This is a genomic window from Neglectibacter caecimuris (assembly GCF_034335015.1).
Taxonomy (GTDB): domain Bacteria; phylum Bacillota; class Clostridia; order Oscillospirales; family Acutalibacteraceae; genus Acutalibacter; species Acutalibacter caecimuris_A.
In genome coordinates this window covers 303,371-329,264 of the sequence record NZ_JAWXXK010000004.1, presented here as the reverse complement: position 1 = coordinate 329,264, position 25,894 = coordinate 303,371, and the positions used below count along the sequence as shown (strand labels likewise).

The window sequence follows — 25,894 nt, the reverse complement described above, 5'->3', positions numbered from 1 at the left end:
TGTACTGCCCCTTGGACTGATTTTTATCATAAAAGGAGTTTTACTATGCAGTACAGAAAAGAAATTTTACGAAAAAACAAAGGGCTTGTCTGTTTCTATGTATGCATCGGCCTTGCCTGCTCTCTGCTTGGGAACTTTAAGGCCAGTTACTTTCAGGAGGTAGTAGACGGCCTCGCCGACCGTTCGGTGTCGCTGCTACAGATCCTGTTTTACGGCGCCTTGCTCTGCTCTGTATTTCTGCTGGAGTATCTTGACAATTATCCCGCCAAAAGGCTGGAACACGGATTTTTTCTGGATTTTAAGCTTTTGGCACTGAAAAAGATCAGCCGGATAGACTATTCAGAGTACCAAAGACTGGGCACCGGTAAACTGGTACAGCGCGTTGAAAACGGCGCGGAAGCCGGCAGGAATATTTTATTTCATTTCTGGCTTCAGCTTTTTCCCAGGCTGATCCCCACAGCTTTTTTCAGCCTTTGCTTTATCTGGCGGATCAGCCGTCCCGTTACCTTGGGAATTCTGGCGGGATATGTTATCGTTTTTCTTGTGACCAATCTCCTGTTAAAATCTCTTTATCGAATCAAAGAGAAGATTCTGGTAAACGAAGAGCTTCTGAACCATTTTCTGGTGCGCTGTTTTATGGAAATGCCGGTATTTCGTATGGCCAGACAGTTTTTCAGGGAGTTTCAGAAGGCGGAGGAGACAAAAGAGCAGATCGTTCATGCCAAAACCAAAATGACCATGATCCATGAGGCTTTCTTTACGATTTTCGCCTTGCTTGTGGCCTTTTTGAACGTTGGGGTTCTGCTTTATGCCTGGAGCACCGGAACGCTCTCAGTAGGAGCCGTAGTCGCCTTGCTTTCTCTTCTGGATAACGCCTATACGCCCGTTGCCATTTTCAATGTCCTCTATGTGCAATATAAGCTGGATCGTGCCTCTTTCCGGCGCTACGAGGAATTTCTTTCTGCAAAAGACGATATGCAGCTGACAACAGGCAAGTGTCTTCCGGCCTGTGAAGGGAATATTTCCATTCATGGACTTTCCTTCTCCTATGGAGAACATCAAATTTTTCATGGATTAAATTTGTCCATCAAAAAGGGAGAGAAAGTTGCCCTTGTAGGGGAAAGCGGCTCCGGGAAATCCACCTTGCTCAAACTGCTGTCAGGACTTTTGAAATATAAAGAGGGTAGCATACAAATCGATGGCAAAGATGTAAAGCTGCTTCGCCTTACAGATCTATACGAAAAAATAAGCTATCTCTCGCAAGATTCAACTGTGTTTGACGGTACCCTGCGGGAGAATATCGCTTTTGAGAAAAAAGTTTCGGAGGAAGCTTTGCTGCACGCGATCAAAGAAGTGCGGCTGATGCCTTGGTATCGAACTTTGGAGCACGGCATGGAAACGTCCATCGGAGAAAGGGGAGCCGTTCTTTCCGGGGGAGAGCGCCAGCGAGTGGCGCTGGCCCGCCTGTGGCTGGAGCAGAAGGGGCTTACGATTTTAGATGAAGCCACCTCCGCGTTGGATAACCTGACGGAAAAGGCAATCATTGATAGGATCCTCACGCTGTTAGAGGCTCATACAGTGATTGCTGTTACACACAAATTGGATTCTGCCGCAGCCTTTGACAGGATCATTCTGTTCCAAGAAGGAGAAATCGTAGGGGAGGGAAGCTTTTCCGAGCTTTTGCGGGAAAATCAGTATTTCGCCCAGCTCTATCAGGCCAATCAACAATCTACAGATTAAAAAGAACACATAAACAAACCTCACGGCTCATAGTATGTTCTATACCAGAGTTGTGAGGTTTCTTTTATGAAAAAATGGAAAGCAATGCTGCTGTCTGCGGGAATCATGATAGTTGTCAGCATAATAGTATTGGGGCTGGCCGCGGTGGTTTTGGGAAAAATGAAAGTACTGCCAAGAAACGCCATTCCGATCATAACCACAATTTCCGGATGCGCGGCAGTATTTTTAGGAGGCTTCGCCGCATCGGTTTACGCAAAAGAAAAAGGTGTTTTGCTGGGGGCTGCCAGTGGGCTGCTGTTCTCTTTCTGCATCGCCCTGATTTCAGTCTTAATTTTCAAAAATGATTTTTCCTTGGCCAGTGTAGGAAAGTTGGCGGCCGTTTTGCTCAGTGGTTCCATCGGCGGAATTTTAGGCGTAAATCGAAAAAGCAAGGTGAAATTTTAACCATACGATATAAAACATAGGGAAGAGGAATACACACGGTCTAGCTGTGTGTATTTTTATGCACACAAAATCTAGCGCGGGAGACATAACCCGTTTCGCATAATATACATAAGTTTACATAATTTAGAATACATAATTTTTGAAGGCTGAAAGAAAATACGAAAAAATATTCATCTTTTCTCTTGAAAAATCTTTCAACTTGTATTATAGTATGTACTTGCAGAGAGAAAATTTCCCTTTTTCTCCAGGGTGCTTGTGTTTTTTCTTTTCTTCGGAGTAGATCTTCCAAAATCCGCTTGAAATCTGGAAAAATTCAAGATCAAGAAACCTCAACATGTGCCAGCTTTCGTCTTTGAAACTTCCACATTTTGTGCTTTTGCTTCTCTGGAGGGCACTTTTCATTTTGGTCTTTCTGCTTTTGAGTTCCCGTAATGATCTTTTGGGGTTCGCACGCTGTATAATTTCACTGGTTTCAAATAATTGGTAACCTTGGTTTCAAAAACAGAATTGAATTTTATTCTTTTCAGGCGGCCTTTCAGTATACTTTTTCTTCTTTTCTCATAAGTATGAATTGTATCGTTTTATGTTTCTGTTTGGAAAGGAAGCCGATGCTTTTATGAGAAAAGAAATCTTATCTGTATTTCGAAACCAGAACTTGGAGTGTGCTGCTCTTTGGGACAAGCTTTCCCTGGAGAAGAGAAAATTCTTTTTGCTGTTTTTTCTATCTCTTGTTGGCCTTATTTCCGGCATTGTTTTTTGTTTATGGTCCGCCGAGCCTTCCGGCCGGCAAATTGCTCCTTTGTTTTTTTCTGGAGTACCTGTGCCGGAAACAGGATTTTTTTCCTGCTTTTCCACCGTTTTATTAAATTCCTTTCTTTTTCTGACAGCTGTCTTTCTTCTGGGCTTTACGGCTTTTGGAACATTTGCGATTCCTATCCTGCTTCTTTTTAAGGGTGCTTTTATTGGAATTGCTGTTTCCTCCACTCTTTGGGTGGACGGGCTTTCCGGCTTGGGAAAATACGCGGTTTTCTATACGCCTTGTGCCGCGGCAGCTTTGTTACTTCTTCTCTTTTTGGGAGAGCAGGGGATGGCTTTTTCGAAGCAATTTCGAAAAAGCGGCCTGTCCTTGGAACAGGAAGGGATAAGTTTTCGCTTCTATGGGGCAGAATATATTGGAACTCTTTGCGTTTCAGTGTTGTTTTCTTTTTTCGGCGCCGCCTTGGCGGCCTTAAGTGCGGTGTTTTTTGTATCGTGATTTCAGAAGGAGGGGGAACCAGAACATGAACGATTATTATTCCATGTTCAGTGACTACCTGACAAACCAGAAAGCAAATTCGGCAAACACCCGGGAATCTTATCTCCGGGATGTACTGTCTTTTTTAGAATTTCTTTCGGATCGCGGCTTATCTCCTGTTGAGGCTGATGAAAGCTTGATTCAGGAATATGTGGATCACCTTCATGATCTCAAGCGTTCTCCCACTACCATTTCCCGAAATCTAGCTTCTGTGCGCTGCTTTTATAAATTCTTGATCTTCCGCGGCTTGCTGGATACAAACCCTGCCAAGGGGATCAAGCTGGAAAAAACGGAGAAAAAACTGCCGCAGGTTCTTTCCGGGGAAGATATCGAGCTGCTTCTGGCACAGCCGGATATTACAGAGCCCAAGGGCTGCCGCGATAAGGCCATGCTAGAGCTTTTATATGCCACGGGAATTCGTGTATCCGAACTTATCAACCTGAATATCAAGGATATCAATCTGCGTTCCGGCGTGCTGTATTGCCGTGGCAACAAAGGGATCCGTCCGATTCCGATCTACCCCTCTGCCGTGGTGGCTGTTTCTGATTATATTTATCGTATGCGCAGCCTAATCACCGGTCCGGAAAGCGAGAATGCTCTGTTTGTCAATTTGAACGGCGGCAGGCTTACCCGGCAGGGCTTCTGGAAGATCGTAAAAGGCTATGCCACAGAGGCTGGGATCAGCAAAGAGATCACGCCCCATACGCTGCGTCACTCCTTTGCGCTGCATTTACTGGAAAACGGAGCTTCCGTAAAAGATATCCAAACCATGATGGGGCATGCCGATATTTCATCTACACAGGTTTATGTGCAGCTTTTAGATAATCATGTGAAGCGCGTTTATCAAGATTGCCATCCCAAAGCCAAAATAGGCTAGGGCTTGTTTGAAAATAGAGAGGAAATGACGAATTTTTGACCAGAAATTGCAGTCAATCCTGCGATTGACGGGATTTTTGACGTAGGAAGTCCGTTTATGGGCCAAAAGACGGCGTTTTCGATTTTTCAAACAAACCCTAGGGAGGACAAGCTATATATAAAATTCTTTATACAGTACAGGAGGAACTGCATGGGACTTTTCAATTTTTGGGGAAATTATGATAAACCGGGACCGGGAGTAAGTAAAGACGAGCTTCCAAAAGCCGCCCCGATTCGTTTCTTTGAAATTTTTGGCCGAAAGTTTACGAAGCTTCTTCAGCTGAATATGATCTTTATGCTTCCCGTTTTGGTCGTAGCTGTTCTTATGGGTTGCCTTTATCTTTTCTTTCCTCATGTGGTTTTTCAAATGGCTACTGCAAGCGGTACGCTTGTACTGGATGTGTGGAATTTATACGTAGTACCGCTGCCCCTGCTTTTGCTTTCTCCCTTTGTTGCCGGGCTTACCTTTGTTACCAGAAATTTCGCCAGGGAAGAGCATGCGTTCGTCTGGTCGGACTTTTGGAGCGCGGTCAAAAGCAACTGGAAGTATTTTTTCTTAAACGGCGTTGTGATCTATCTCCTGTATTTCATTTTAAGCTTTGCTCTGATCTATTATTACAATAACGCTGTGCAGAACGTACTTTTGTACGTCCCGTTCTGGCTTTGCATCGTTGTCGCGGTGGTATTCTTATTTGCCCAATATTATATCCCTGTCATGTTTGTCACCTTTGATCTGAAATTTGGGCAGGTATACAAAAACGCGTTTATTTTTGTGCTTGCGGGCTTTGGCAGAAATCTTCTGGTCACCGCGATTTTCGCCCTTCTGATCGTGGGAATTCTGTTTATTCCCGTTATGCCCCTTACGATACTGCTGCTTTTCCTGCTTGTAGTTTTCCTGCTTTTTTCCTTCATCAGCTTTTTGATCAATTTTGCGATCTATCCTGTCATCGATCAATATCTGATCCAGCCTTATCAAAGAAAACTGGCTGAAGAAAAAGCCGGTTCTCAGGAAGGGCGGAGGACTGACCTGAAGGAAACCTTCCCCGAGCTTTTTAAGGCGCCAGCAGAAGAAACACCGGCAGAGGACAAGTATGTCTATGTCAATGGCAAGCTGGTGAAGCAATCCAAGCTGGAAGAACAGCAAAAAGACGGGCTGGAATGATTTTTTACTTGTTTTTTCTGCCGTCTGAAAAATATCGTTCGTCAGAAGTTCTATAAAGAAATAGTAAAAGCTTCGCCTGATTCTTTTAGAAAAGGCGAAGCTCTTTTTTGTTTTGTTTTTTAAGGTCTTACAACTCTTCCGAATCGGCGAAATCATCATCTTCGCCGCTGGAAGGATCAGGTTCATTACTGGCAGAAGTCTTCCTTTTTCCTTTCTTTCCGCTGATTTTTGCCAGCGGATTGGAATTGATGGCAGCCTCCATCTGGTTGCTGGAGGTATGGGTATAGATCTCTGTGGTGCCGAGATTCGCATGCCCTAAAATGTCCTGGAGTACCCGAATATCCACATCTCCATAGCGGTACATCAAGGTGGCGGCGGTATGGCGAAGCTTATGAACGGAATACCCAGGGCCGCCTAAACCGATTTTCGCCAGGTACTTTTTTACAAGAAACTGCACAGTTTTAGGGCTGATACGGTTTTTTCTGCTGCTTAAAAAAAGCGCGTTCCGATCGATCACACCGTCCTTTGGGCGTACCGCCAGATAGGTTTCAATGGAATCCATACAGGCCTGGTTCAAATATACGATCCGCTCTTTATTGCCCTTTCCCAAAATACGCATGGTGGAATTGTTGTGGATCACATCGGAAATATTGATGGAAACCAGCTCGGAAAGCCGCATGCCGCAATTCAGAAAAAGGGTAAGAATACAGCGATCCCGCTCCTGGTCGGGCCCGTCCACCGCGTTCAGAAGTTCGATACTTTGTTCGAGAGAAAGAAAATGGGGAAGGGACTTTTTCTTTTTCGGCGGGGTAAGATTCTCTGTTGGGTTTTCCTCCAGCAGCTTTTCATGAACCGTAAGATACTTGAAAAAAGATTTCAGGGAAGAAGACTTCCGCTGTCGTGTAGAGCTCATGTTGTTACGTTCATCGGCGACAAAGTTCATAAACTCAAAGACGTCGAAGGTTTTTACGGTTTTCAGAAAAGCCACATCGATATCCTTTACAGAAATTTCTTCCAGCGCACAGCCTTCCGCAAGGCCGCGATACTGTTTCATAAATCTGAAGAAAGTGCGCAGATCCATACAGTATTCATTCACCGTTTTTTGGGACAAGCCCTTGATGTTTCTAAGGTACATGGCGTATTCCTGAACAACATACGGCATCTCATCTTTAATGGAAAAGCTCATAAAATCACCTCACTGAAATTGGAAGCAGAATAGAATATGGATGGATAATCGGAAACCGGCTGAACTGTAGCGGCTGACCGTTGAGGCACGGAGTAGCGTCCTGGGCGGCGGGAGTGCATCACCCCGGAGGGCCGCTGTATTTTCTCCCCCCCAATTATACAAAATATCAATTTTGTATAATTGAGAATATTTTTTTGAGCCTCTTTTCTCATAGTCTTCAGGTCTGCTTTAGATCTTATACCTTGGGGTCTACTAAACAATTCGGGACAAATCGTGCCATGAGGAAAGATCGAAACCACTTTTTCCATGTTACTCTGATTGAGAATCCCCCAGACCTTTAGCAAACTGGATTTTCTTGTTTTAAGCTATTGATTTGGCATTGCAAAAATCAGACGCTCTGAGCTCATAATCAATCGAGGTCTGTAGTTCTCCCAACTGATTTTTCCATGAATTCTCATGTATGGCAATTTTTTTGAAGCCCAGCAATTCATAGACATGCTGCGCCCTTGTATTTTTTAGGTTGGTATCTAAAAAAACAAGCTCATAACCTGTACTGAACAGCTTTTCAATCAGCATACTTAATAGTACTCGTCCCAGACCTTTCCCCTGAAAAGCTGAATTGCAGATTTTGATTCCGATCTCGACCTTTTTCCCTTCATAAACATAGAAGCTCATTTCGCCGATTGATGTTCCTTGATATTCAATCATAAGTCGTCTTTTTGTATCATCGCTGTCATTAACGATCTGCTCTTTAATTTCTTCCGCTGTCGTTCCAAGTCCATTGGAAAATCCGGCATGAGCCATAATACTTCCGTCATTCCACCAAGCTGCAAGCTGTTCGCAATCCTTCCCCTCTGCGTTTCTAATGCATAAATCATGATAGATTATTTTCATTTTATTTCCTCGTATATCCGCTGCTGGAAGCTGAAACACCATTTGCCTGATTACAGCAGCGGCATGATCCCGCCCACGTCGGTCAGCACTTCATTTGTCAATTCGATCGTTTCCACCCCATGGCGAGATAAGAACTTTAAGATTCTCTCCCGATCCGGGTGATTCTGCAAAGAGCCGGAAAAAGCAAGCAGCTCCGGCGCCAGCTTGCCGCAGCAGCCGCCGATAAAGCCGTAATCATAGCCGGGCAGCTCAATGAAGCCCGGGCGGATCCGTAAAATCTCAAAGCCTTTCTTTTCCAAAGCCTCTGCCATTCCCGGGTCCGATACCATAGCTGCGGTTTCTGTTACCAAAGCCGCTGAACAGGACGCATAGCCCTGCCTGACCGGCAGCTCCCGCAACCCAGCTTGAAGGGCCTTTTTCCGAAGCTTTTTATCTATGGCACCCATGTTTCCCACCAAAAATCCATTCCAAGCAAAAGCGTTGCACAGAACATCACCTGGATAGCGGCTTTGCGGGAATCCCGCGGTTTCTGTGGCGATAATATCATAAAAAGCAAGCTTTTTCAATAAACTGCTTTCGCGTAAAACGAACAAAGTTTCAAGATCTAGCGGACACGCCTGCATATCTGGATGAAAGGCCGTTGGTTTCGGCAGCCTGCTGTCGAAGCTTGTTTCTATTACTTCTATTTTCAGCTCTCGCAAGCGTTGTCCCAAGACTGGATATTCCCCGGAAATCAGAACAAGCCTCACTGGGCGCTCCGGCAGCCTGGGGCATCGCAGCAGCTTACTCATGCTTCTGTGGCGGCGGTATAAGCGTCCCGGATATTTTTTGCGCCGATCACTTCAATTTCCTGTGTATGCGATAGATTTTTCAGGTTGTGATACGGTATGATGCAGCGTGAAAAGCCCAGCCGCGCGGCTTCCGCAATGCGCAACTCCGCACGGTTGACACTGCGCAGCTCTCCGGCCAGTCCGATTTCTCCAAATACCACAATATCTTCCCGAACGGGGGTGTCTTTTAAGCTGGAAATCAACGCCACGGCTACGGCAAGGTCTACCGAGGGCTCGTCCAGGCGAAGCCCCCCTACCACATTCAGGTAAGCGTCTAAATTGGAAAAATAGTAGCCCGCCCGCTTTTCCAGTACAGCTAAAATTAAGGCCATACGATTATAATCAAAGCCGGTGGCCATACGACGGGGCGTCCCAAAGCCGGAAGTGGTTGCAAGCCCCTGGATCTCCGCCAGGATCGGTCGGGAGCCCTCCATCACAGCGGTAACACAGGTACCGGAAGCATTTTTAGGCCTGCCGGAAAGCATTGCCTGAGAAGGATTCTCCACCTGCTTCAGGCCTTCCTCCCCCATATCAAACACGCCGATCTCATTGGTGGAGCCATAGCGGTTTTTCACAGCCCGCAGAATGCGGTAGGTCATTTGGCGGTCTCCTTCAAAATACAAAACCGCGTCTACAATATGCTCCAGCACCTTGGGCCCGGCAATAGCACCGTCTTTGTTGACATGGCCTACAATGATAATGGGAATATCCAGAGATTTCGCGCAGCGCATCATGGTATTGGTACATTCTCTGACCTGGGTAATGCTGCCCGGTGAAGAACTGAGCTCCGTATGGTTCATGGTCTGGATAGAATCGATCATCACCAGATCCGGCTTTTCGCTTCGGATCTCTTCGGTGATATACTGCACATCTGTCTGCGTTAAAATCATAAGATTGGGGTTGTGAACCCCCAGCCTGGTGGCTCTGAGCTTGATCTGACGGGCGGATTCCTCACCGGAAACATAAAGAATTCGCAGTTCTTTCCCGAGATATTCGCAAATTTGCAGCAGCATGGTGGATTTTCCGATTCCGGGATCACCGCTGATCAGTACCAAAGAGCCCTTTACGATCCCCCCGCCCAATACTCTGTCCAACTCAGATAACCCGGTATGGTAGCGGTGCTCGTCTTCCGTGCTGATCTCGCTGATCGGCAGTGGCCTGGAAAGAGCGCCTACTGAGCGCACGGAAGCGCTTTTAGACGATATCGCGGGCTCCGCCACTGTTTCTACCATGGTGCTCCATGCGCCGCACCCAGGGCACTGGCCCAGCCATTTGGGATATTCATAACCGCATTCCGTACATTGATACACGACCTTGCTTTTTCCTGCCATAGCGATATACCGTGCCTTTCTCTCAAGCTCTGGCATTTAGTATATCATGCTTTTCTCTAATTTGCAAAGCTTGAGGAGGGGTCAGAGGCGGCAAGACTTTCAGCTTCGCTTTTCTGATTTGCCTGCAAATAATCGATCAGACCGTTATAAATTGCCGCAGCCATATCCTTTTGATAGCTTTCCTGGCTCAGTTTTTCAGCTTCGGCAGGGTTGGAAAGAAACCCGCATTCCACTAGCACCGCAGGCACCTGGCAATGGTACAGCAGGTAAATGCTTTTTTCCGCCTGTTTATTTTCCCTGTGGTTTTCCGGCTGCAAGGAAGAAACGATATTTTGGCGGATCGCTTCGGCGAGCACAGCGCTTTCCTCCCGGTTTCCGGAGTAAAAGACCTGAGCGCCATCATATTTGCTTTCCGAAAAATGATTTTGATGAATACTGATAAAGATGCACTCCCCGGCTTCTTCTATCGTTTGCAGCCGGTTTTTCGTATCGGATTTCTTTCGCTCTGAAATGGTGGAAAGGCTTTGATCTCCCACAGAATAATCGCCGGAACGGATCATAATAACCTCGAAATTATTCTGCTTCAGATATTTTTCCAATTCCAAAACAATCGAGAGATTGATATCCTTTTCCAGCTTTTGATTGACCCCCACCGCTCCTCCGTCTTCCCCTCCGTGCCCGGCGTCGAGAACGATGGTTCCTTTTTTCTTGAAAAGCTCCGCATGAAAATGAACGATCCCGAAGGCCTGCATTGTCTGCATGGCAAATAAGGCGATAGAAGCACAAAACAGCAACAAAAACACAAATTTTTTTCCCATACTGCCTTCTCCCTGCTCTTTTTTGAAAAAGATATACGTAAAGAACGGCCGCTTCATTCCTTTTCTGATTTTCGGAGGTACAACAAATCCCTTTCAAAAAGCTTTCAGGCATGCTATAATATCCGCAAAGGGCGTGTGGACATTATGAAATTAAAATCGCCTTGCCCAGTTTGTGCTTTGCACAATGGGCAATCGGCACATGATACCAACGCACCTTCAGTGCTTATGGTATCATATCCGCATGGGTTTTGTTATCAATGCGCAACAGGTGTTTCTCAAAATATTGTGAAGAGAACTGCGCTTGGAAAGGAATGAATTTGGGCTTATGAAAATCAAAGAGCTCCTGGCTCAAAAGAAAGTCACTTTTTCCTGTGAGATCTTTCCCCCGAAAAAGGAAAACGGATTTGACAACGTGCTTCAGGTAGCGGATCGAATTTGTGAAATGGGCGCTGACTTTATCAGCGTGACCTACGGAGCCGGCGGCAGCACCTCCAAAAAGACAGTGGAGGTTGCCGCGCATATCCAAAAAGAAATGAATACGCCGGCGCTTGCACATCTGACCTGCTGCGGCTCTCGCCGGGAAGAGATCAAAAACCGACTTTCAGAAATGAAACAGAATGGAATTGAGAACATTCTTGCTCTGCGTGGAGACAAGCCAAAGGACTTTACAGGAGATGGCGATTATTCCTATGCAGTTGAATTGATTCGGGAGATCCGTTCTCAAGGCGATTTCTGCATTGGCGGGGCCTGCTACCCGGAAGGGCATGTGGAATGCGAGCACAAGGAAAAGGATATTGCGTTTTTGAAGGAAAAAGTGGACGCAGGCTGTGATTTCCTTACAACGCAGATGTTTTTTGACAACAATGTGTACTACAATTTTCTTTACCGCGTATTGGCGGCGGGTATTACAGTTCCGGTGATCCCCGGCATTATGCCGGTCATCAACGCCCGGCAGATCAAGCGCAGCTGTGAGCTGTCCAACACAGTGCTTCCTCCCCGCTTTAAGGCGATTGCTGATAAATTTTCCGAAGACCCCGCGGCTATGGAACAGGCCGGAGTGGCCTATGCCACAGAGCAGATCATTGACCTGATCGCCAATGGGGTGAAATATATTCATCTGTATACCATGAATCGTCCGGAAACCGCGGAAAAGATTTTTCAGAATTTGAGCCATATCCTGACTTCCTCCTGACACTGTGTGAAAGCGTGATTCAAGCTATGAATAAAAAAGAGATCCTGCGGTATTTGGGAGCACAGGAAGGTACGGAGAAGCTGGACGAAAGCATTGCGCGCGCACAGCGGGAGATCGAAGCCGCTGCACGGCTTCGATCGACTTTTCTCCTTTTCCCCATCTGTGCGGAAACAGATTCTGTCACGATCGGCCAAACACAAATTTTCAGCCGAAACCTGTGCCGTCATTTACAGGGCTGTAAAGAAGCCTTTTTGTTTGCGATGACTCTAGGCCCTGAGGTGGATTTTTTGATTCGCCGGTATAGTGTTTCCGAGCTGTCTTTTGTACCTGTTCTGCAGGCCTGTGCCGCCGCCTACACAGAAGAATGCGCCGATCAGGCGCAGCTGGAGTTAGAGCGGCTTGCCGCAGAACGGGGATTGTATCTCAGGCCCAGGTACAGCCCTGGCTACGGAGATTTTTCTCTGGAGTACCAGCGATTTCTTTTCGCGGTTTTGGAGCTCCCCAAAAAAATCGGCGTAAGCCTGACCGACAGCTGCCTGATGGTGCCGTTTAAGTCCATTACTGCGGTGATCGGGCTTTCTCCTGATCCTTCCCTCTGCCATGTGGGAAAATGTATGACCTGTAATTTACCGTCCTGTCCGTTTAGAAAGGAGCCGTGACTATGAACGATCTTCGAGAAAAGCTTGGAAAAGAGCTGCTTTTTTTTGACGGCGCCATGGGCAGCCTTTTGCAGGCCCAGGGGCTGCTGCCGGGAGAGCTGCCGGAGCTGTGGAATTTGCGTTTCCCCGAAAAGATCTGTGAGATCCATACCGCCTATTTGAACGCGGGCGCGGACATTTTGAAATCCAATACCTTTGGTGCTAACTGCTGTAAGCTGGCGGATTCCGGCCACTCTGTACAGGAAGTGATCTTTCAGGGGATCACTTTAGCAAAAAAGGCTGTTTCCAATGTAGGGCACGGCTGGGTGGCGCTGGATATCGGTCCGACCGGAAAGCTGCTGGAGCCTTTGGGCGACTTGGCTTTTGAAGCCGCAGTGGAGATTTTTCAGGAAATGATTTCAGCTGGTACAGAAGCAGGCGCGGACTGCATTCTAATTGAGACCATGGCCGATATTTACGAAGCAAAAGCCGCGCTTCTGGCCGCGAAAGAGAATTCTACTCTGCCCGTATTTGTTACCATGACCTTTGATGAAACCGGAAAATTGCTGACAGGCGGCAATCTTTCCGTAATGGCGGCGGTGCTGGAGGGTCTGGGCGCCGATGCCATTGGGTTAAATTGCGGCTTGGGACCGGAGCAAATGGTAGCTTTCACAAAATCCCTTCGGGCCTTTACCGATCTTCCGATTCTCGTAAATCCCAATGCGGGCCTGCCAAAGGAGGAAAACGGAAAAACAGTTTATGAAATTTCTCCTGAGGAATTTTCCCTGCACATGGAAGCTATTGTACAGGCCGGCGCTCAGGCAGTCGGCGGCTGCTGTGGCACTACTCCCGAACACATTGCAGCCATGGTGCGGCAATGTAAAGGCCTTCCCTGTCAAACGCTTTCCCCCACTTACAGGACGGTGATCACCTCCGGCAGCAGAGCGGTAGAGTTCGGAACGCTACCGGTTCTCATTGGAGAAAGGATCAATCCCACCGGAAAATCCCGGTTTAAACAGGCACTGCGAGAGCACGATATTCCCTATCTTTTACAGGAAGGGATCACCCAGCAGGATGCCGGAGCCCATGTTTTGGACGTGAATGTAGGGCTCCCGGAAATTGACGAGCCCGCGCTCATGTGCGAGGTGGTGCAGGAGCTGCAGGCGGTTTCCCCCCTCCCCTTGCAGCTTGATACTTCCGATCCTGAAACAATGGAACGCGCCATGCGGCTTTATAACGGAAAGCCCTTGGTCAATTCCGTAACGGCAAAGGCCGCCTCTATGGAGGCTATTTTTCCACTGGTAAAAAAATACGGCGGTGTGGTGATCGGGCTTACGATCACAGAGGACGGTATTCCCGAAACAGCGGAAGGTCGTTTGGAAGCGGCTAAAATCATTGTAGATACAGCGACGCAATACGGGATCAGAAAAAAGGATATTGTGATCGACCCGCTTACCATGGCGATCAGCGCTGAGCAGGACGCCGCTTTGGTTACGCTGAAGGCTCTGTGTCTGATCCGGCGTGAGCTTGGAGTATTTACCTCTTTAGGGGTTTCCAATGTTTCATTTGGCTTGCCGCAACGGGAAAATATTACCTCTTCCTTCTTCCTGATGGCGCTGCAAAGCGGACTCAGCGCCGCGATCCTCAATCCAAAATCGGAAATGATGATGCGCGTTTATCGCTCTTACTGCGCTCTGTCCGGTCTGGATAAAAGCTGTATGGGTTATATTGCCGCCTACGCCCAGGCGGAGCAATCCCCTCCCCTATCAGCTCCTTCTCAGGACCCCCAGGAGCTTGGGGCCGCGATCGAAAAAGGGTTGAAGGAGGCCGCGTTTCTGGCGGCGGAAAAAATGATCCGGAACGGCACAGACGGACTGGAGCTCATCAATTCTCACATTGTGCCCGCTCTGGACGCGGTTGGAGAAAAATTTGAGAAGAAGGTTCTTTTTCTGCCTCAGCTTTTAATGAGTGCGGAAGCAGCAAAAGCTGCTTTTGAAGCGATCAAGCGGCAGCTGGGACAAAAAGACTCTGCCCCTCAGAAGAAATCTCAATTTACCGTTGTAATTGCCACGGTAAAGGGTGATGTTCACGATATCGGAAAAAATATTGTGAAGGTACTTTTGGAAAACTATGGGTTCCATGTCATTGACTTGGGGAAAGACGTTTCCTCGGAGGTTGTGCTGGAAGCAGTTTTGCGGGAGCACGCGGAGCTTGTGGGGCTTAGCGCTCTGATGACTACTACCGTGGTAAATATGAAGGAAACGATCACTGTGTTACGGGAAAAAGCGCCTTTTTGCAAAATCATGGTGGGCGGCGCGGTGCTGACCCAGGAATACGCAGACCGCATTGGCGCTGATTTTTACGGAAAAGACGCCATGGCCTCCGTTCGCTATGCCACTGAACTGAAAAACCTTACTGATTCATCTCTCCAGGTTTGAAATATTGAAACAAAAGAGGAGAAAAAGCAGGAACGCACTGCTTTTTCTCCTCTTTTACTTTTTTGGAAAAATCAATCGCCAAAAGCTTTCCGCTGCTTTTCCGCCATGAGCTTTTTGCGGCGCTCTGTCTCTTCGAGATCCAAAGTAAGCTCTCCCTCTTCAGAAATCAGGAGCACAGCTCCCGCTGCCGCTCCGGCCGGAAGCTCCGAACTTTCAATGGCAAAATATTTTTGCTCCCCATCTTCACAGATGGCGTATTTTCCCTCAAAACGATCGATCACAAGTTTTTTTGTCATATTTGTTCTCCTTTTTGCTCTGTGCTGAACTACAGTTCAAATCCGTGCGGCCTGATTATTTTCACTGGTTTCTAAAAACCTGTACCCGGTTTTCCTGAAAGGTAAAGATCACAGTGCCGTCCGTGTCGGTTTGATAGATCTCATCACAAATACCACTCAATCTTTTCAGTACCGATTCCGCCGGAAGGTTGTTCTGATCTCTTCCTACAGAAACAATAGCGTATTCTGGCTCTACCAGTTCCAAAAACTGATCGGTACAGGAGGTTTTGCTTCCATGGTGCGGAACCTTCAAAAGCTTTGAAGAAATCTCTGCGCCGTAAGTTTCGGCCAAATCACGCTCGGCTTCCTCTTCAATATCTCCGCAGAACAAAGCGGTAAAACCCTGATATTCCAAGCGTATGACCAGAGAACTGTTATTGGTATCTTCATACTTCTTTATGGGGCCCAAAACTTGCAGAGTCGCGCTTCCCAAATTGATGGTATCCCCGGCAGAAAGAATTTTTTCCGGAATTCCCTGTTCTAGTAGTATCGCCTGAACTTCTTCATATTTCTTGCTGAAATAAGGAGCTCGAAGAAAGCACTCAGCCTCCACCTCGGAAAGCACCTGGCTCATACCGCCGATATGATCGTTATCGGGATGAGAGGCAATGGCGTACTTTAGAGAAGCTATTCGGTGACGGGCCATATAATCCACGATCACTTCCCCGGAAACAGCGGTGCCGGCATCTAAAAGAGCCGTCTCTCCCTCACATTCAATCAGAATGGCATCTGCTTTGCCGACCTCCAGCACATGGATCGCAAGAGGCGCCTGTGCTGTTCCGCCAAATCCCGAAACTTGAAACAGCTCTCTCCAAAAAGCCCTTCCCTGAGAAGTAAGCGAAAAGACCAGCAGGAACGCAAGCGCCAACAAGCCGCAGCGTTTGAGAAGCGCTTTTCTCTTTTTCCGGTTTTCCAAATCTGCTTCTCCGTTTTGAGAAGCTTTCTTCTTACTCGTCATCAAGCGATTCCGTTTGCGCGGGGTCAGCTTTCTGCATATGCATTTCCGCCCACTGCGCGTAAGTCATAAGCACCTGGCGAGGCTTGGAGCCCTCATGAGGCCCAACAATGCCAAGCTGCTCCATTTCGTCGATCAAGCGGCCCGCTCTGGCATAACCCAAACGGAGCCGCCTTTGCAGCAAAGAGGTAGAGGCTTGCCCGGCCTCTATCACGCATTTGATCGCCTCCTCCATCATGGGGTCGCTGGAGCCGCCGTCGCTGTCTGAGGCGTCTCCCTTTTCCCCTTCGCTTGCCGCGTTTCGCTCAATTTCCTGAATCACGGCTTCATCGTATTCAATGGTTTTCGTCTTTTTCACAAACTCAACAATCGAGGAAATTTCATCATCGCTGACGTAACAGCCCTGTACACGGACGGGCTTATTGGCCCCTACCGGAGAAAACAGCATATCGCCGTTTCCTAAAAGCTTTTCCGCGCCGCCTGCGTCTAAAATGGTACGGGAATCCACAGAATTAGATACGGTAAGCGCGATCCGGCTGGGAATATTGGCCTTAATCAGACCCGTCACCACATCAACGGAAGGACGTTGTGTGGCAACCACCAGATGCATGCCTGCCGCACGGGCCAGCTGAGCCAGCCGACAGATGGAATCTTCCACCTCTTTCGGAGCAGCCATCATCAGATCAGCAAGCTCATCGATAACAATGACGATCTGCGGCATAAAAGGCATGGGCTGCCCGTTTTCATCCTGGAAATTTTGTGATTCCGCCAGAGAATTATAGCCCTTCAGATTACGAACGTTAAATTCCGCGAAAATCTTATAGCGATTCATCATTTCCGATACAGCCCAGCCTAAAGCGCCCGAAGCCTTGCGGGGATCTGTCACAACAGGAACCAGCATATGGGGCATACCGTTATATTCTGTCAGCTCCACCGCCTTTGGATCGATCATCAAAAATCGAACCTCGTCCGGGCTGGCCTTGTAAAGCATGCTGATGATCAGAGAGTTGATGCACACTGATTTACCGGAACCGGTAGTACCCGCAATGAGCAAATGGGGCATTTTAGAAAGATCCGCCACTACAGGCTGTCCGGCAATATCACGGCCCAGCGCCACAGAAAGCTTTCCTTTCGAGGTTTGGAAGGAATTGGATTCGATCAGTTCCCGCATGCGCACCGTATTCCTTGTTTTGTTGGGCACCTCGATTCCCACTGCGGCTTTTCCGGGGATCGGAGCTTCAATACGTACACCGGTGGCAGCCAAATTCAACGCCAGATCATCAGACAAATTTGTGATCTTGCTGATTTTCACACCGGCAGCTGGCTGTATTTCATATCTCGTTACAGAAGGGCCCCGGCAGATATCCAGTATTTTTGTCTGCACGCCGAAGCTTTTCAGGGTATCTACCAGAATTCGTCCGTTCGTTTGCAGTTCTTCCGTTTCCTGCGCCGGATCGGAATAGGGACTGGCAGCGAGCATGGTAACAGGAGGATAACAATATACCGTTTTCATTTGCTCCGCGGCCTGATACAGTGCCTGCTGCTCTGAAGTGGCTTCCCTTCGGTCATTCTCTTCTTTTTTCTTCATGAAATCCTGGGTCAGTTCCTGAACTTCGTCCGGTACGGCGGGTTCTTTGGCAAAGTTCGAAGGCACTTCTGTATGCAGCTGAGAAGCAGTAGATTCTACAAAAGCATCCGTGTTTGCATCGGCCCCTGCCCCAATATCTTCCATTTCAGATTTTTGTGCTACTTCCGCAGCTATGTTTTGCTCTATGACGGGTAAAGCAGCTTCCTCCGCTGCTTTACCTGCTGTTTCGGAAAGGGAATTCGCTATTCCATGGTTCATTTCGTGCAGCGGTAAAGCCGGCGTTTCTACAGGCAAATCAAGAGGCGGATCTTCAAATCCAAATACCTCGCCCAGCTTATCCAGCTTTTCGTTTTTCTCCTTCTTTTTCCGTTTCGGCTCTGCCTTCGGGAAAAGACGGGAAGCCTCTGAAGAAATGGCAGCTGCCGCGGAACGGGGCTCCAGCGGAATATCGATATTTGCGGCCCTGTCCTCTTCCAGGATCAGCCGCTCCTCCTCCCGTCTCTGCCGTGCGTTCTGCAGCCCTTCCGAAACAACGTCCACAGGCTTTTTGATCGTGCGGAACAAGCTGATCAGCGTGGTACCGGTAAGAAGCATTACGGCGACAAAAAGCAGCAAGATCACAATGATTTTTGCGCCTAAGCCGCCTACCGCTTTGATCAGGGGCAAGCCCAGCATTCCACCGACTACACCGCCGCCGATCCCCGAATTCTGATAATACAGGGAAACTATGTAGTCCCACAGCTTCGTACCGGGCGCAGGAAGAGACGCGCTAAAAATATATCCGGTGGCACAAAAAAGAATAATGATAAGCGCTGTCATCCATATTTTTCCGCTGATCGAACCTCTGGGGTTGTCCAGAGCGGTGACAATAGCCACATAAATAATCAACACTGGCCACAGCAGCGCCCAACTTCCAAATATGCCAAGAAAAGCGCCATGAGCCCATTTCCAGAGATTATCTCCAGGGATCAGCACCAAACACGCCAGAAAAATGGAGCAGGCAAACAGCACCACCGCGCGCATCTGGTTGCGCTGGCGTATGGATTCTGCCGTCATTCGGCGGGAAGGGGTACCACGCCCATGCTGACCCTGTGCAGGCTTTCTTTTTGCGGAAGCTGGCGTTCCCTTTTTTGTCGTTGTCTTTTTCTTTCCGGAAGATACCGGTCGTTTTTCCGCCAAAAATCTCCCTCCGTTCCTTCAGCAAAGTTTTTTACGTTACAGGGGGCGTCCGGTAAACAGATTCTGCCCCATCACATGTTCAATAATTCCCAAAATCGTGATCACACCGCCAGCAATCAGTGTGTAGTAAGCAAATATCTCCAGCTTGTTGGTAGTTACGATCCATTTTAACAGCTTAATGGCTAGAAATCCGACGATCATTGCCGTAAGCATTCCTACTATCAGCGGAGCGGCACCAATCTTTGCCCCCGCCGAGCCCAGATCCTTTAAAGACACAAGCGCAGCCGCCGCAATGGAAGGAATTCCCAGTACAAAGGAGTAGTCCAGCGCCGTTTGCTGATTAATGCCCCGAAGCAGCCCCACGGACAAGGTAGAGCCGGAACGGGACAGGCCAGGAAAAATTGCGGCCAGGCACTGGGTAAGTCCGATCAAAAGAGCATCGATGGTATGTATTTTTCTTCTGCCCTTGGCGGCTACTTTTTTTCCCTCCCGGTTGACCACTGCTTTTTCCTGACGCATCCGCTTGTTGGCCACGATTCCCAGAAAGAGCAAAGTGCTGGTGGCGAGAAGCGCCAGGCCTTCGATCACGATCCCCTTGTCGGAAGCAAGCTGCTCAGAAAAATCCTTTACCTTCATTCCGGTACCTGGAATGGGTAAAAACAGGAGGAACAGAGGCAGCAGCCCAATGAATAGCATCATCAACAGCCTGCGGTCCTGGTTCATTTCGCTCCACTTGAATTGCCGGTGAACAATATCTCCGCACAGGGCAAAAAACTCCTTAATCAGCCGCCAAACTAAACCGCGATAAACAAAGATCACCGCGATCAGAGTGCCTAAATGAAGCATGATATCGAACAAAATCCCCGGCAGCTCAATGCCGAACATATGCTGTGAAATGGACAAGTGACCACTGCTGGAAACCGGCAGGAACTCAGTAGCGCCCTGAATGATTCCCTGAATAATAGCGTCTAAAATAGACATACCTTACCTCCTTAAGTACAAAAATCGTGAATGCCTTATGTAGCGGCAAAGCCGCCGGAAGCTTTTACCCTTCCTTTTTCTTCGTCTGTGATGCCTTTGGCTTCTTTTTCTTTTTTTCCCGCTCGATCATACGATTCAGGCAATCCATGGCGTCGGAAAGCGACCCCAGAGAATCGATCAGCCCCTCTTCCACTGCGTCTGGACCATCCAACACAGAGCCCACATCCATCACAAGCTCCTGCGTATTCATGGCAAGCGTGGTAAAACGCTCCTTGGTGATATTGGAATTCTGTGTGACAAAATTTGTAATACGGTCCTGCATTCGCTGAAAATACTCCAGTGTTTGGGGGATTCCCAAAACAAGACCGTTCATTCGTACCGGGTGGATCGTCATAGAAGCGGATTCCGCGATAAAGGAGCGCTTTGCGGCTACCGCCAGAGGAACACCGATAGAATGGCCCCCACCGAGCACCAGGGAAACCGTAGGCTTCTTCATGCCCGCTACCAGCTCCGCCAAAGCAAGGCCAGCCTCCACATCTCCGCCTACCGTATTGAGTAGCATCAGCAGTCCATCGATTTGCGGGTCTTCCTCTACCGCTACGATTTGGGGGATCACATGTTCATATTTTGTGGTCTTATTTTGAGAAGGCAAAATGTAATGCCCCTCGATCTGACCGATAATGGTAAGGCAGTGAACCGTGTGTCCGTTGTTTCGAGTTGTCACAGAGCCGCTTTCCGTGATCTGCTTTTGCTGCTCCGAGCTGAATTCCTGCTCGTTTTCTTGTGTTCCTTCGTCATTGCTCTCGGAATATCGATATTGATTCTTTTTTGCGGATTCTTTTTTCATAGGGCAACCTCCTTTTTACAAGGATAGTTTGCCAGAAATAGAAAGATTCATGCAAAAAGCGAAAGAAACCGCCGCTGAAATCTCTCTCAAGCCGCATGTATTTTTTATTATAGCATTTGTTTTGGGAAGCTTCAAGAAAAAACATGGGGATTCAGAAAAAAACTTCATTGCCTGAAAGCTTCATTCGTGGTATACTTTTATTTATATAATTTTGATTCTACAAGGAGGGAAGCTTTCTGGAGAGTCTGAAAATCACGATTGAGATCATTCTGCCTTTGTTTCTACTGATGGCGGTGGGCTATCTGGTGCGGCTGACAGGGCTCATAAGCGAAACCTCCGCATACCAGACCAACCGGGTTATTTTTGGGGTCTTTCTTCCCGCGCTGGTATTTCAAAATATTTATGCCATTGATCTGGAAGACCTGGAAAATAATTTCGATTCCCGCATTTTATTTTATCTGCTGGCAGGAATTCTTCTCCAATTTCTTATTGCTCTGTGCATTTCTTTTCTGTCGGAAAATGAAAACGCAAAACGCGGCGTTATTTTGCAGGGCATGTTCTGCAGTAATTTTGTGCTATTTGGCATTCCGATCTGCAATGCTTTGTTTGGCAGTGCGGCTTCCGGGCCCGCCTCTGTTCTTGTAGCGGTGATCATTCCTCTCTATTACATTCTCGCGGTGATTTCATTGGAGCTTTTTCAGGGAGGACGCCCCGGCTTTCTCCGTGTTATAAAGGGAATTTTTACAAATCCATTGATCATTGCCTCCGCTCTCGGAATTCTGTGTTTGGCTTTTCGCGTTACTCTGCCCCGTGTGATCGATGTTACGGTTTCCAATTTGGCGTCTATCGCCACTCCTCTTGCCTTTGTGGTTTTAGGCGCTTCCTTCAGCTTTCGAAAGCTGGGAAACAGTATCAAAAGCCTGTGCGTTGCCCTGGGCATGAAGCTGCTCTTTTTTCCCGCTTTGTTTTTAGTGCTGGCCGTTCTGCTGGGCTTTCGAGGCGCGGAGCTTGCTGTACTGCTCGTTGTGTTTGCTTCTCCCGTGGCGGTTTCTTCCTTTACCATGGCGCAGGAAATGGGAGGAGACGAAGCCTTGGCGGGGCAGCTTGTGGTATTCAGTTCACTGCTTGCGGTGGGAACGATGTTCTTATTTATCTTCCTCTTGAAGCAGTTGTCTTTTTTATAAAATCCATTTATGAAATCCATATCATGATAAAAGGAGAAAAAACATGGGAAAAACGATTGCGGAAAAAATTATTCACGACCATCTTGTCAGCGGTGAAATGAATCTTGGCGAGGATATTGGCCTGAGAATCGATCAAACATTAACTCAGGACGCCACCGGCACCATGGCATATCTGGAATTTGAGGCCATGGGCGTTCCCCGGGTCAAAACCGAGCGCAGTGTGGCTTACATCGATCACAACACTTTGCAGAGCGGCTTTGAAAACGCGGACGATCACCGGTATATCCAGTCCATTGCCAAAAAACACGGCATTTATTTTTCCCGGCCCGGTAACGGGATCTGCCACCAGCTTCACCTGGAGCGCTTTGGAGCGCCGGGAAAAACTCTGATCGGCTCCGACAGCCACACCCCCACTGGCGGCGGTATCGGCATGCTGGCCTTTGGCGCAGGCGGTATGGACGTGGCAGTTGCTATGGGCGGCGGTGAATATCATATCACTATGCCGGCCATGGTAAAAATAAATCTCACCGGCACCCTTTCCCCCTGGGTTTCCGCGAAAGATGTGATCCTGGCGGTCCTGCAAAGGCTCAGCGTTAAGGGCGGCGTTGGAAAAATACTAGAATACGGCGGAGAAGGCATTGAGACCCTGACTGTTCCGGAGCGTGCCACCATTACCAACATGGGCACAGAGCTTGGCGCTACCACCTCCATCTTCCCCTCTGATGAGATCACACGGCAGTTTCTGGAGGCCCAGGGCCGCGGAGACTGCTGGATCGAGCTCAAATCTGACGAAGACGCGGTATATGATGAGATCATCGACCTGGATCTTTCCTGCCTTGAGCCTTTGGCGGCCTGCCCTCACAGCCCGGATGCGGTAAAGCCGGTCAGAGAGCTGGCGGGTATGAAGATTGATCAGTGCTGTATCGGCTCCTGTACCAACTCTTCTTATCTCGATATGATGCGGGTGGCCGCTATTCTGAAAGGGAAAACGGTGCACCCGGATGTCAGCCTCACCATTGGCTGCGGTTCCAAGCAGGTTTATCACATGCTAGCCATGAACGGCGCCTTGGCCGATATGATCGCTGCCGGAGCCCGCATTCTGGAATGCGCCTGCGGCCCCTGCATCGGAATGGGACAATCTCCCAAATCCGGCGGTGTCTCCCTGCGCACCTTCAACCGGAATTTTGAGGGACGCAGCGGCACGGCGGACGCTCAGGTCTACCTTGTCAGCCCCGAAACGGCCGCTGCCTCCGCGTTGACAGGAAAATTCACAGATCCCCGCGATCTGGGCGAGGCCTCTCAAATCGTTATGCCGGAGAAATTCCTCATAAACGACAATCTCATCATTCCCCCAGTGCCGGAGGAGCTGATGGAGACCGTGGAGATCGAACGCGGCCCCAATATCAAGCCCTTCCCCACCTCTCAGGAGCTGGAGCCCACAATAGAAAAGAAGGCTGTACTGAAGGTCGGGGATAATATCACAACGGATCATATCATGCCCGCTGGCGCGAAGATCCTGCCCTATCGCTCCAATATCCCCTATCTCTCCAATTTCTGCTTCGGCGTGTGCGACCGGGAATTTCCGGCCCGCTGCAAGGAAAATCAGGGTGGTATTGTGATCGGCGGGCACAACTACGGTCAAGGCTCTTCCCGGGAGCATGCGGCCCTGGTACCGCTGTATCTGGGTATTAAGGCGGTAGTGGCAAAGTCCTATGCCAGGATCCACTGTGCCAATCTTGCAAATGCCGGACTGATTCCTTTACAGTTTGATCGGGAAGCAGATTACGACAGTATTGACCAGATGGACGACTTGAGCTTCCCCAATATCCGCGCCGAACTGGAAAAGGGCTGCACTGTAACCATGAAAGACCTGACAAAGGGCATTGAAATCAAGCTGACCGCCGTATTGACCCCGCGGCAAAGAGAAATGGTTTTAGCCGGAGGCCTCTTAAATTACACAGGAAAAGCGGCTCAAAAAGTAAAATCGTAACTTTTTTGAATTGTGGGGGAACGCCCCGGGAAAGGACGGTAGGTTAATAATGGCTGACCGAAAAAAAATAGAAATGAACACTCCCCTGGTGGAGATGGACGGAGATGAAATGACCAGGATCATCTGGAGCATGATCAAAGAGATTCTGCTTCTCCCCTATCTCGACCTGAACGTGGAATACTATGACCTGGGGCTTCAAAACCGGGATAAAACCAACGACCAGGTAACAGTAGATTCCGCCATGGCGACAAAAAAGTATGGAGTTGCTGTGAAGTGCGCCACGATCACGCCCAATGCCGCCAGAGTGGAGGAATACCATCTCAAGGAGATGTGGAAATCTCCCAATGGCACGATCCGCGCTATTTTGGACGGCACGGTATTCCGCACGCCGATTCTGGTAAAGGGGATCACCCCTTATTTGCCTGGCTGGAAGCAGCCTATCACGATTGCCCGCCATGCCTATGGAGACGTATACAAAAACGTAGAGGCTTCTGTTCCTGCCGGAGCCAGGGCTGAGCTGCTGGTCACTCTGCCGGACGGCTCTGAGAAGAAATATCCGATCCACAATTTTTCAGAAAGCTCCGGAATTATTCAGGGACTGCACAATCTTGACAAAAGCATCGAAAGCTTTGCCCGTTCCTGTTTTAATTTCGCGCTGGATACCAAAAAAGATCTGTGGTTCGCCACCAAGGACACCATTTCTAAAATCTACGATCACAGATTCAAAGATATTTTTCAGGAGATTTTCGAGAAAGAGTATGCTGAAAAATTCCAAAAAGCGGAAATTGAGTATTTCTACACACTGATCGACGATGCTGTTGCCCGGGTGATCCGCAGCAGAGGCGGGTATATTTGGGCCTGCAAGAATTATGACGGAGACGTCATGAGCGATATGGTAGCCACCGCCTTTGGAAGCCTTGCCATGATGACTTCCGTATTGGTTTCTCCTGACGGCGTTTACGAGTATGAAGCCGCTCATGGCACAGTACAGCGCCACTATTACAAGCATTTGCGGGGAGAAGCTACTTCCACAAATTCCGTAGCTACTCTTTTTGCCTGGACAGGCGCTTTGCGTAAGCGTGGAGAGCTGGATCAAAACACGGCGCTTTCGGAGTTTGCCGATAAGCTGGAAAGGGCTACTCTGAACACCCTGGAAAACGGCATTATGACCGGTGATCTGGCGTCCATGTCTACCCTGCCGGAAATTCATCAGGTTTCCACAAAGGAATTTTTGCTTGCTGTCCGGGACAGCCTGGAAAATCTTCTGTAAAATTTTGTTTTAGGAAGTATCAGTATCATGCAGAAAAAAGAAAACATTTCCATGTCCGTTATTCGCCGCCTGCCCAGATACTACAGATTCTTATCAGAACTGGAGAAAAACGATGTAACCCGTATTTCTTCCAAGGAGCTTTCTGAAAAAATGGGACTCACCGCTTCACAGATCCGTCAGGATTTTAACTGCTTCGGCGGCTTCGGGCAGCAGGGCTACGGATATAACGTACCGCAGCTCTGTGTAGAAATCGGGAAAATTCTGGGGCTTCAGAACAAATTCAAGTGTGTTTTAATTGGGGCCGGAAATCTTGGCCGGGCGATCATGGGTCATATGCCCTTTGAGCAGCTTGGCTTTCAACTGATCGGCGCTTTTGATAATTCCCCGAAGGTGATCGGTACCGTGATCAGCGGCTGCCAAATTTCCGACTACCGGAAAATTCGGGAGTTTTATAAGAAAGAGTCCCCTACCATGGCTATTCTTTGCGTTCCCCGTGACGCAGTGGAAGAGATTTCCGATGAGCTGTATGAGATCGGGATCCGCTCTTTCTGGAATTTCAGCCACTATGATATTTCCCTGAAGTATCCCGATGCCATCGTCGAAAACGTGCACATGAACGACAGTATGATGACGCTGTGTTATAAACTCTACACACTTTCTGAATAAAACGCGGCAACAAAAGC

General features: G+C 48.4%; 23 protein-coding genes. 13 read left to right on the top strand and 10 right to left on the bottom strand.

All coding sequences use genetic code 11. The features are described 5' to 3' along the window. Positions 1–45: 45 nt before the first annotated feature. The 5 genes from U8T64_RS07835 (at position 46) to U8T64_RS07815 (ending at position 5,555) form a co-directional block, all read left to right on the top strand. Entirely contained in the window at positions 46–1,740 is a 1,695-nt protein-coding gene (locus U8T64_RS07835; protein ID WP_322182594.1) for an ABC transporter ATP-binding protein, read from the top strand. A gap of 66 nt (positions 1,741–1,806) precedes the next feature. Next, on the top strand, positions 1,807–2,184 hold the full coding sequence (locus U8T64_RS07830) for a TIGR04086 family membrane protein (RefSeq protein WP_322182592.1): 378 nt from the start codon (positions 1,807–1,809) through the stop codon (positions 2,182–2,184). Between the two features lie 616 nt (positions 2,185–2,800). Beyond that, entirely contained in the window at positions 2,801–3,439 is a 639-nt protein-coding gene (locus U8T64_RS07825; RefSeq protein WP_322182590.1) for a stage II sporulation protein M, read from the top strand. Positions 3,440–3,464: 25 nt separating this feature from the next. Beyond that, a complete protein-coding gene (locus tag U8T64_RS07820) occupies positions 3,465–4,355 on the top strand; it encodes a site-specific tyrosine recombinase (protein WP_322182588.1) in 891 nt (296 codons plus the stop codon). 405 nt (positions 4,356–4,760) lie between these two features. After that, positions 4,761–5,555, top strand: coding sequence for a DUF624 domain-containing protein (locus tag U8T64_RS07815; RefSeq protein WP_367575409.1), 795 nt, complete (start codon positions 4,761–4,763; stop codon positions 5,553–5,555). Positions 5,556–5,682: 127 nt separating this feature from the next. Here the strand turns inward: U8T64_RS07815 and U8T64_RS07810 are convergent, their stop codons facing one another. From U8T64_RS07810 to U8T64_RS07790, 5 genes are all read right to left on the bottom strand, one after another. Beyond that, positions 5,683–6,741: a tyrosine recombinase XerC gene (locus tag U8T64_RS07810; RefSeq protein ID WP_322182586.1), complete on the bottom strand. Its 1,059-nt coding sequence runs from the start codon at positions 6,739–6,741 to the stop codon at positions 5,683–5,685. A 360-nt stretch (positions 6,742–7,101) separates the two neighbouring features. Further along, on the bottom strand, positions 7,102–7,635 hold the full coding sequence (locus tag U8T64_RS07805) for a GNAT family N-acetyltransferase (protein ID WP_322182584.1): 534 nt from the start codon (positions 7,633–7,635) through the stop codon (positions 7,102–7,104). 50 nt (positions 7,636–7,685) lie between these two features. Next, entirely contained in the window at positions 7,686–8,426 is a 741-nt protein-coding gene (locus tag U8T64_RS07800) for a DUF6873 family GME fold protein (RefSeq protein WP_367575408.1), read from the bottom strand. Further along, entirely contained in the window at positions 8,423–9,796 is a 1,374-nt protein-coding gene (radA, locus tag U8T64_RS07795) for a DNA repair protein RadA (protein ID WP_322182580.1), read from the bottom strand. The genes U8T64_RS07800 and radA overlap by 4 nt, the downstream gene beginning before the upstream one ends. A 56-nt stretch (positions 9,797–9,852) precedes the next feature. Next, positions 9,853–10,614, bottom strand: a complete 762-nt coding sequence (locus U8T64_RS07790; RefSeq protein WP_322182578.1) for an N-acetylmuramoyl-L-alanine amidase — start codon at positions 10,612–10,614, stop codon at positions 9,853–9,855. A 325-nt stretch (positions 10,615–10,939) separates the two neighbouring features. On the opposite strand from U8T64_RS07790, the gene metF reads away from it, so the two are divergent. Genes metF through U8T64_RS07775 form a run of 3 tightly spaced genes read left to right on the top strand, consistent with a single transcriptional unit; the run spans position 10,940 to position 14,882 of the window. After that, positions 10,940–11,806, top strand: a complete 867-nt coding sequence (metF, locus tag U8T64_RS07785; protein ID WP_322182576.1) for a methylenetetrahydrofolate reductase [NAD(P)H] — start codon at positions 10,940–10,942, stop codon at positions 11,804–11,806. Between the two features lie 26 nt (positions 11,807–11,832). After that, entirely contained in the window at positions 11,833–12,465 is a 633-nt protein-coding gene (locus U8T64_RS07780; RefSeq protein WP_322182574.1) for a vitamin B12 dependent-methionine synthase activation domain-containing protein, read from the top strand. A 2-nt stretch (positions 12,466–12,467) separates the two neighbouring features. Then, a complete protein-coding gene (locus U8T64_RS07775) occupies positions 12,468–14,882 on the top strand; it encodes a homocysteine S-methyltransferase family protein (RefSeq protein WP_322182572.1) in 2,415 nt (804 codons plus the stop codon). Positions 14,883–14,953: 71 nt separating this feature from the next. Here U8T64_RS07775 and U8T64_RS07770 read toward each other — a convergent pair whose 3' ends face one another. The 5 genes from U8T64_RS07770 to U8T64_RS07750 all read right to left on the bottom strand — a co-directional run bounded on the left by U8T64_RS07770 (position 14,954) and on the right by U8T64_RS07750 (position 20,767). Beyond that, a complete protein-coding gene (locus U8T64_RS07770) occupies positions 14,954–15,178 on the bottom strand; it encodes a DUF3006 domain-containing protein (RefSeq protein WP_322182570.1) in 225 nt (74 codons plus the stop codon). A gap of 61 nt (positions 15,179–15,239) precedes the next feature. Further along, a complete protein-coding gene (locus U8T64_RS07765; RefSeq protein ID WP_322182568.1) occupies positions 15,240–16,175 on the bottom strand; it encodes a ComEC/Rec2 family competence protein in 936 nt (311 codons plus the stop codon). Then, a complete protein-coding gene (locus U8T64_RS07760; protein WP_322182566.1) occupies positions 16,165–18,939 on the bottom strand; it encodes an FtsK/SpoIIIE family DNA translocase in 2,775 nt (924 codons plus the stop codon). Before U8T64_RS07760 ends, U8T64_RS07765 begins: the two co-directional genes overlap by 11 nt. Before the next feature lie 36 nt (positions 18,940–18,975). Continuing rightward, complete coding sequence (locus U8T64_RS07755) at positions 18,976–19,920, bottom strand: undecaprenyl-diphosphate phosphatase (protein WP_322182564.1); 945 nt, start codon at positions 19,918–19,920, stop codon at positions 18,976–18,978. 64 nt (positions 19,921–19,984) lie between these two features. Further along, on the bottom strand, positions 19,985–20,767 hold the full coding sequence (locus tag U8T64_RS07750; protein ID WP_322182562.1) for a ClpP family protease: 783 nt from the start codon (positions 20,765–20,767) through the stop codon (positions 19,985–19,987). Between the two features lie 28 nt (positions 20,768–20,795). On the opposite strand from U8T64_RS07750, the gene U8T64_RS07745 reads away from it, so the two are divergent. From U8T64_RS07745 to U8T64_RS07725, 5 genes are all read left to right on the top strand, one after another. After that, on the top strand, positions 20,796–20,942 hold the full coding sequence (locus U8T64_RS07745; RefSeq protein WP_322182561.1) for a hypothetical protein: 147 nt from the start codon (positions 20,796–20,798) through the stop codon (positions 20,940–20,942). Positions 20,943–21,003: 61 nt separating this feature from the next. Continuing rightward, a complete protein-coding gene (locus U8T64_RS07740) occupies positions 21,004–21,951 on the top strand; it encodes an AEC family transporter (protein WP_322183040.1) in 948 nt (315 codons plus the stop codon). A gap of 43 nt (positions 21,952–21,994) precedes the next feature. After that, positions 21,995–23,941, top strand: coding sequence for an aconitate hydratase (locus U8T64_RS07735; RefSeq protein ID WP_322182559.1), 1,947 nt, complete (start codon positions 21,995–21,997; stop codon positions 23,939–23,941). Positions 23,942–23,990: 49 nt separating this feature from the next. After that, positions 23,991–25,211, top strand: coding sequence for an NADP-dependent isocitrate dehydrogenase (locus tag U8T64_RS07730; protein ID WP_322182557.1), 1,221 nt, complete (start codon positions 23,991–23,993; stop codon positions 25,209–25,211). Between the two features lie 27 nt (positions 25,212–25,238). Continuing rightward, on the top strand, positions 25,239–25,877 hold the full coding sequence (locus U8T64_RS07725) for a redox-sensing transcriptional repressor Rex (protein WP_322182555.1): 639 nt from the start codon (positions 25,239–25,241) through the stop codon (positions 25,875–25,877). Positions 25,878–25,894 lie beyond the last annotated feature (17 nt).

What these genes read in the sequence shown, in the direction of transcription:
- U8T64_RS07835 (WP_322182594.1), top strand. Translation starts at nt 46, where the DNA reads ATGCAGTACAGAAAAGAAATTTTACGAAAAAACAAAGGGCTTGTCTGT.
- U8T64_RS07830 (WP_322182592.1), top strand. Translation starts at nt 1,807, where the DNA reads ATGAAAAAATGGAAAGCAATGCTGCTGTCTGCGGGAATCATGATAGTT.
- U8T64_RS07825 (WP_322182590.1), top strand. Translation starts at nt 2,801, where the DNA reads ATGAGAAAAGAAATCTTATCTGTATTTCGAAACCAGAACTTGGAGTGT.
- U8T64_RS07820 (WP_322182588.1), top strand. Translation starts at nt 3,465, where the DNA reads ATGAACGATTATTATTCCATGTTCAGTGACTACCTGACAAACCAGAAA.
- U8T64_RS07815 (WP_367575409.1), top strand. Translation starts at nt 4,761, where the DNA reads ATGGCTACTGCAAGCGGTACGCTTGTACTGGATGTGTGGAATTTATAC.
- U8T64_RS07810 (WP_322182586.1), bottom strand. Translation starts at nt 6,741, where the DNA reads ATGAGCTTTTCCATTAAAGATGAGATGCCGTATGTTGTTCAGGAATAC.
- U8T64_RS07805 (WP_322182584.1), bottom strand. Translation starts at nt 7,635, where the DNA reads ATGAAAATAATCTATCATGATTTATGCATTAGAAACGCAGAGGGGAAG.
- U8T64_RS07800 (WP_367575408.1), bottom strand. Translation starts at nt 8,426, where the DNA reads ATGAGTAAGCTGCTGCGATGCCCCAGGCTGCCGGAGCGCCCAGTGAGG.
- radA (WP_322182580.1), bottom strand. Translation starts at nt 9,796, where the DNA reads ATGGCAGGAAAAAGCAAGGTCGTGTATCAATGTACGGAATGCGGTTAT.
- U8T64_RS07790 (WP_322182578.1), bottom strand. Translation starts at nt 10,614, where the DNA reads ATGGGAAAAAAATTTGTGTTTTTGTTGCTGTTTTGTGCTTCTATCGCC.
- metF (WP_322182576.1), top strand. Translation starts at nt 10,940, where the DNA reads ATGAAAATCAAAGAGCTCCTGGCTCAAAAGAAAGTCACTTTTTCCTGT.
- U8T64_RS07780 (WP_322182574.1), top strand. Translation starts at nt 11,833, where the DNA reads ATGAATAAAAAAGAGATCCTGCGGTATTTGGGAGCACAGGAAGGTACG.
- U8T64_RS07775 (WP_322182572.1), top strand. Translation starts at nt 12,468, where the DNA reads ATGAACGATCTTCGAGAAAAGCTTGGAAAAGAGCTGCTTTTTTTTGAC.
- U8T64_RS07770 (WP_322182570.1), bottom strand. Translation starts at nt 15,178, where the DNA reads ATGACAAAAAAACTTGTGATCGATCGTTTTGAGGGAAAATACGCCATC.
- U8T64_RS07765 (WP_322182568.1), bottom strand. Translation starts at nt 16,175, where the DNA reads ATGACGAGTAAGAAGAAAGCTTCTCAAAACGGAGAAGCAGATTTGGAA.
- U8T64_RS07755 (WP_322182564.1), bottom strand. Translation starts at nt 19,920, where the DNA reads ATGTCTATTTTAGACGCTATTATTCAGGGAATCATTCAGGGCGCTACT.
- U8T64_RS07750 (WP_322182562.1), bottom strand. Translation starts at nt 20,767, where the DNA reads ATGAAAAAAGAATCCGCAAAAAAGAATCAATATCGATATTCCGAGAGC.
- U8T64_RS07735 (WP_322182559.1), top strand. Translation starts at nt 21,995, where the DNA reads ATGGGAAAAACGATTGCGGAAAAAATTATTCACGACCATCTTGTCAGC.
- U8T64_RS07730 (WP_322182557.1), top strand. Translation starts at nt 23,991, where the DNA reads ATGGCTGACCGAAAAAAAATAGAAATGAACACTCCCCTGGTGGAGATG.
- U8T64_RS07725 (WP_322182555.1), top strand. Translation starts at nt 25,239, where the DNA reads ATGCAGAAAAAAGAAAACATTTCCATGTCCGTTATTCGCCGCCTGCCC.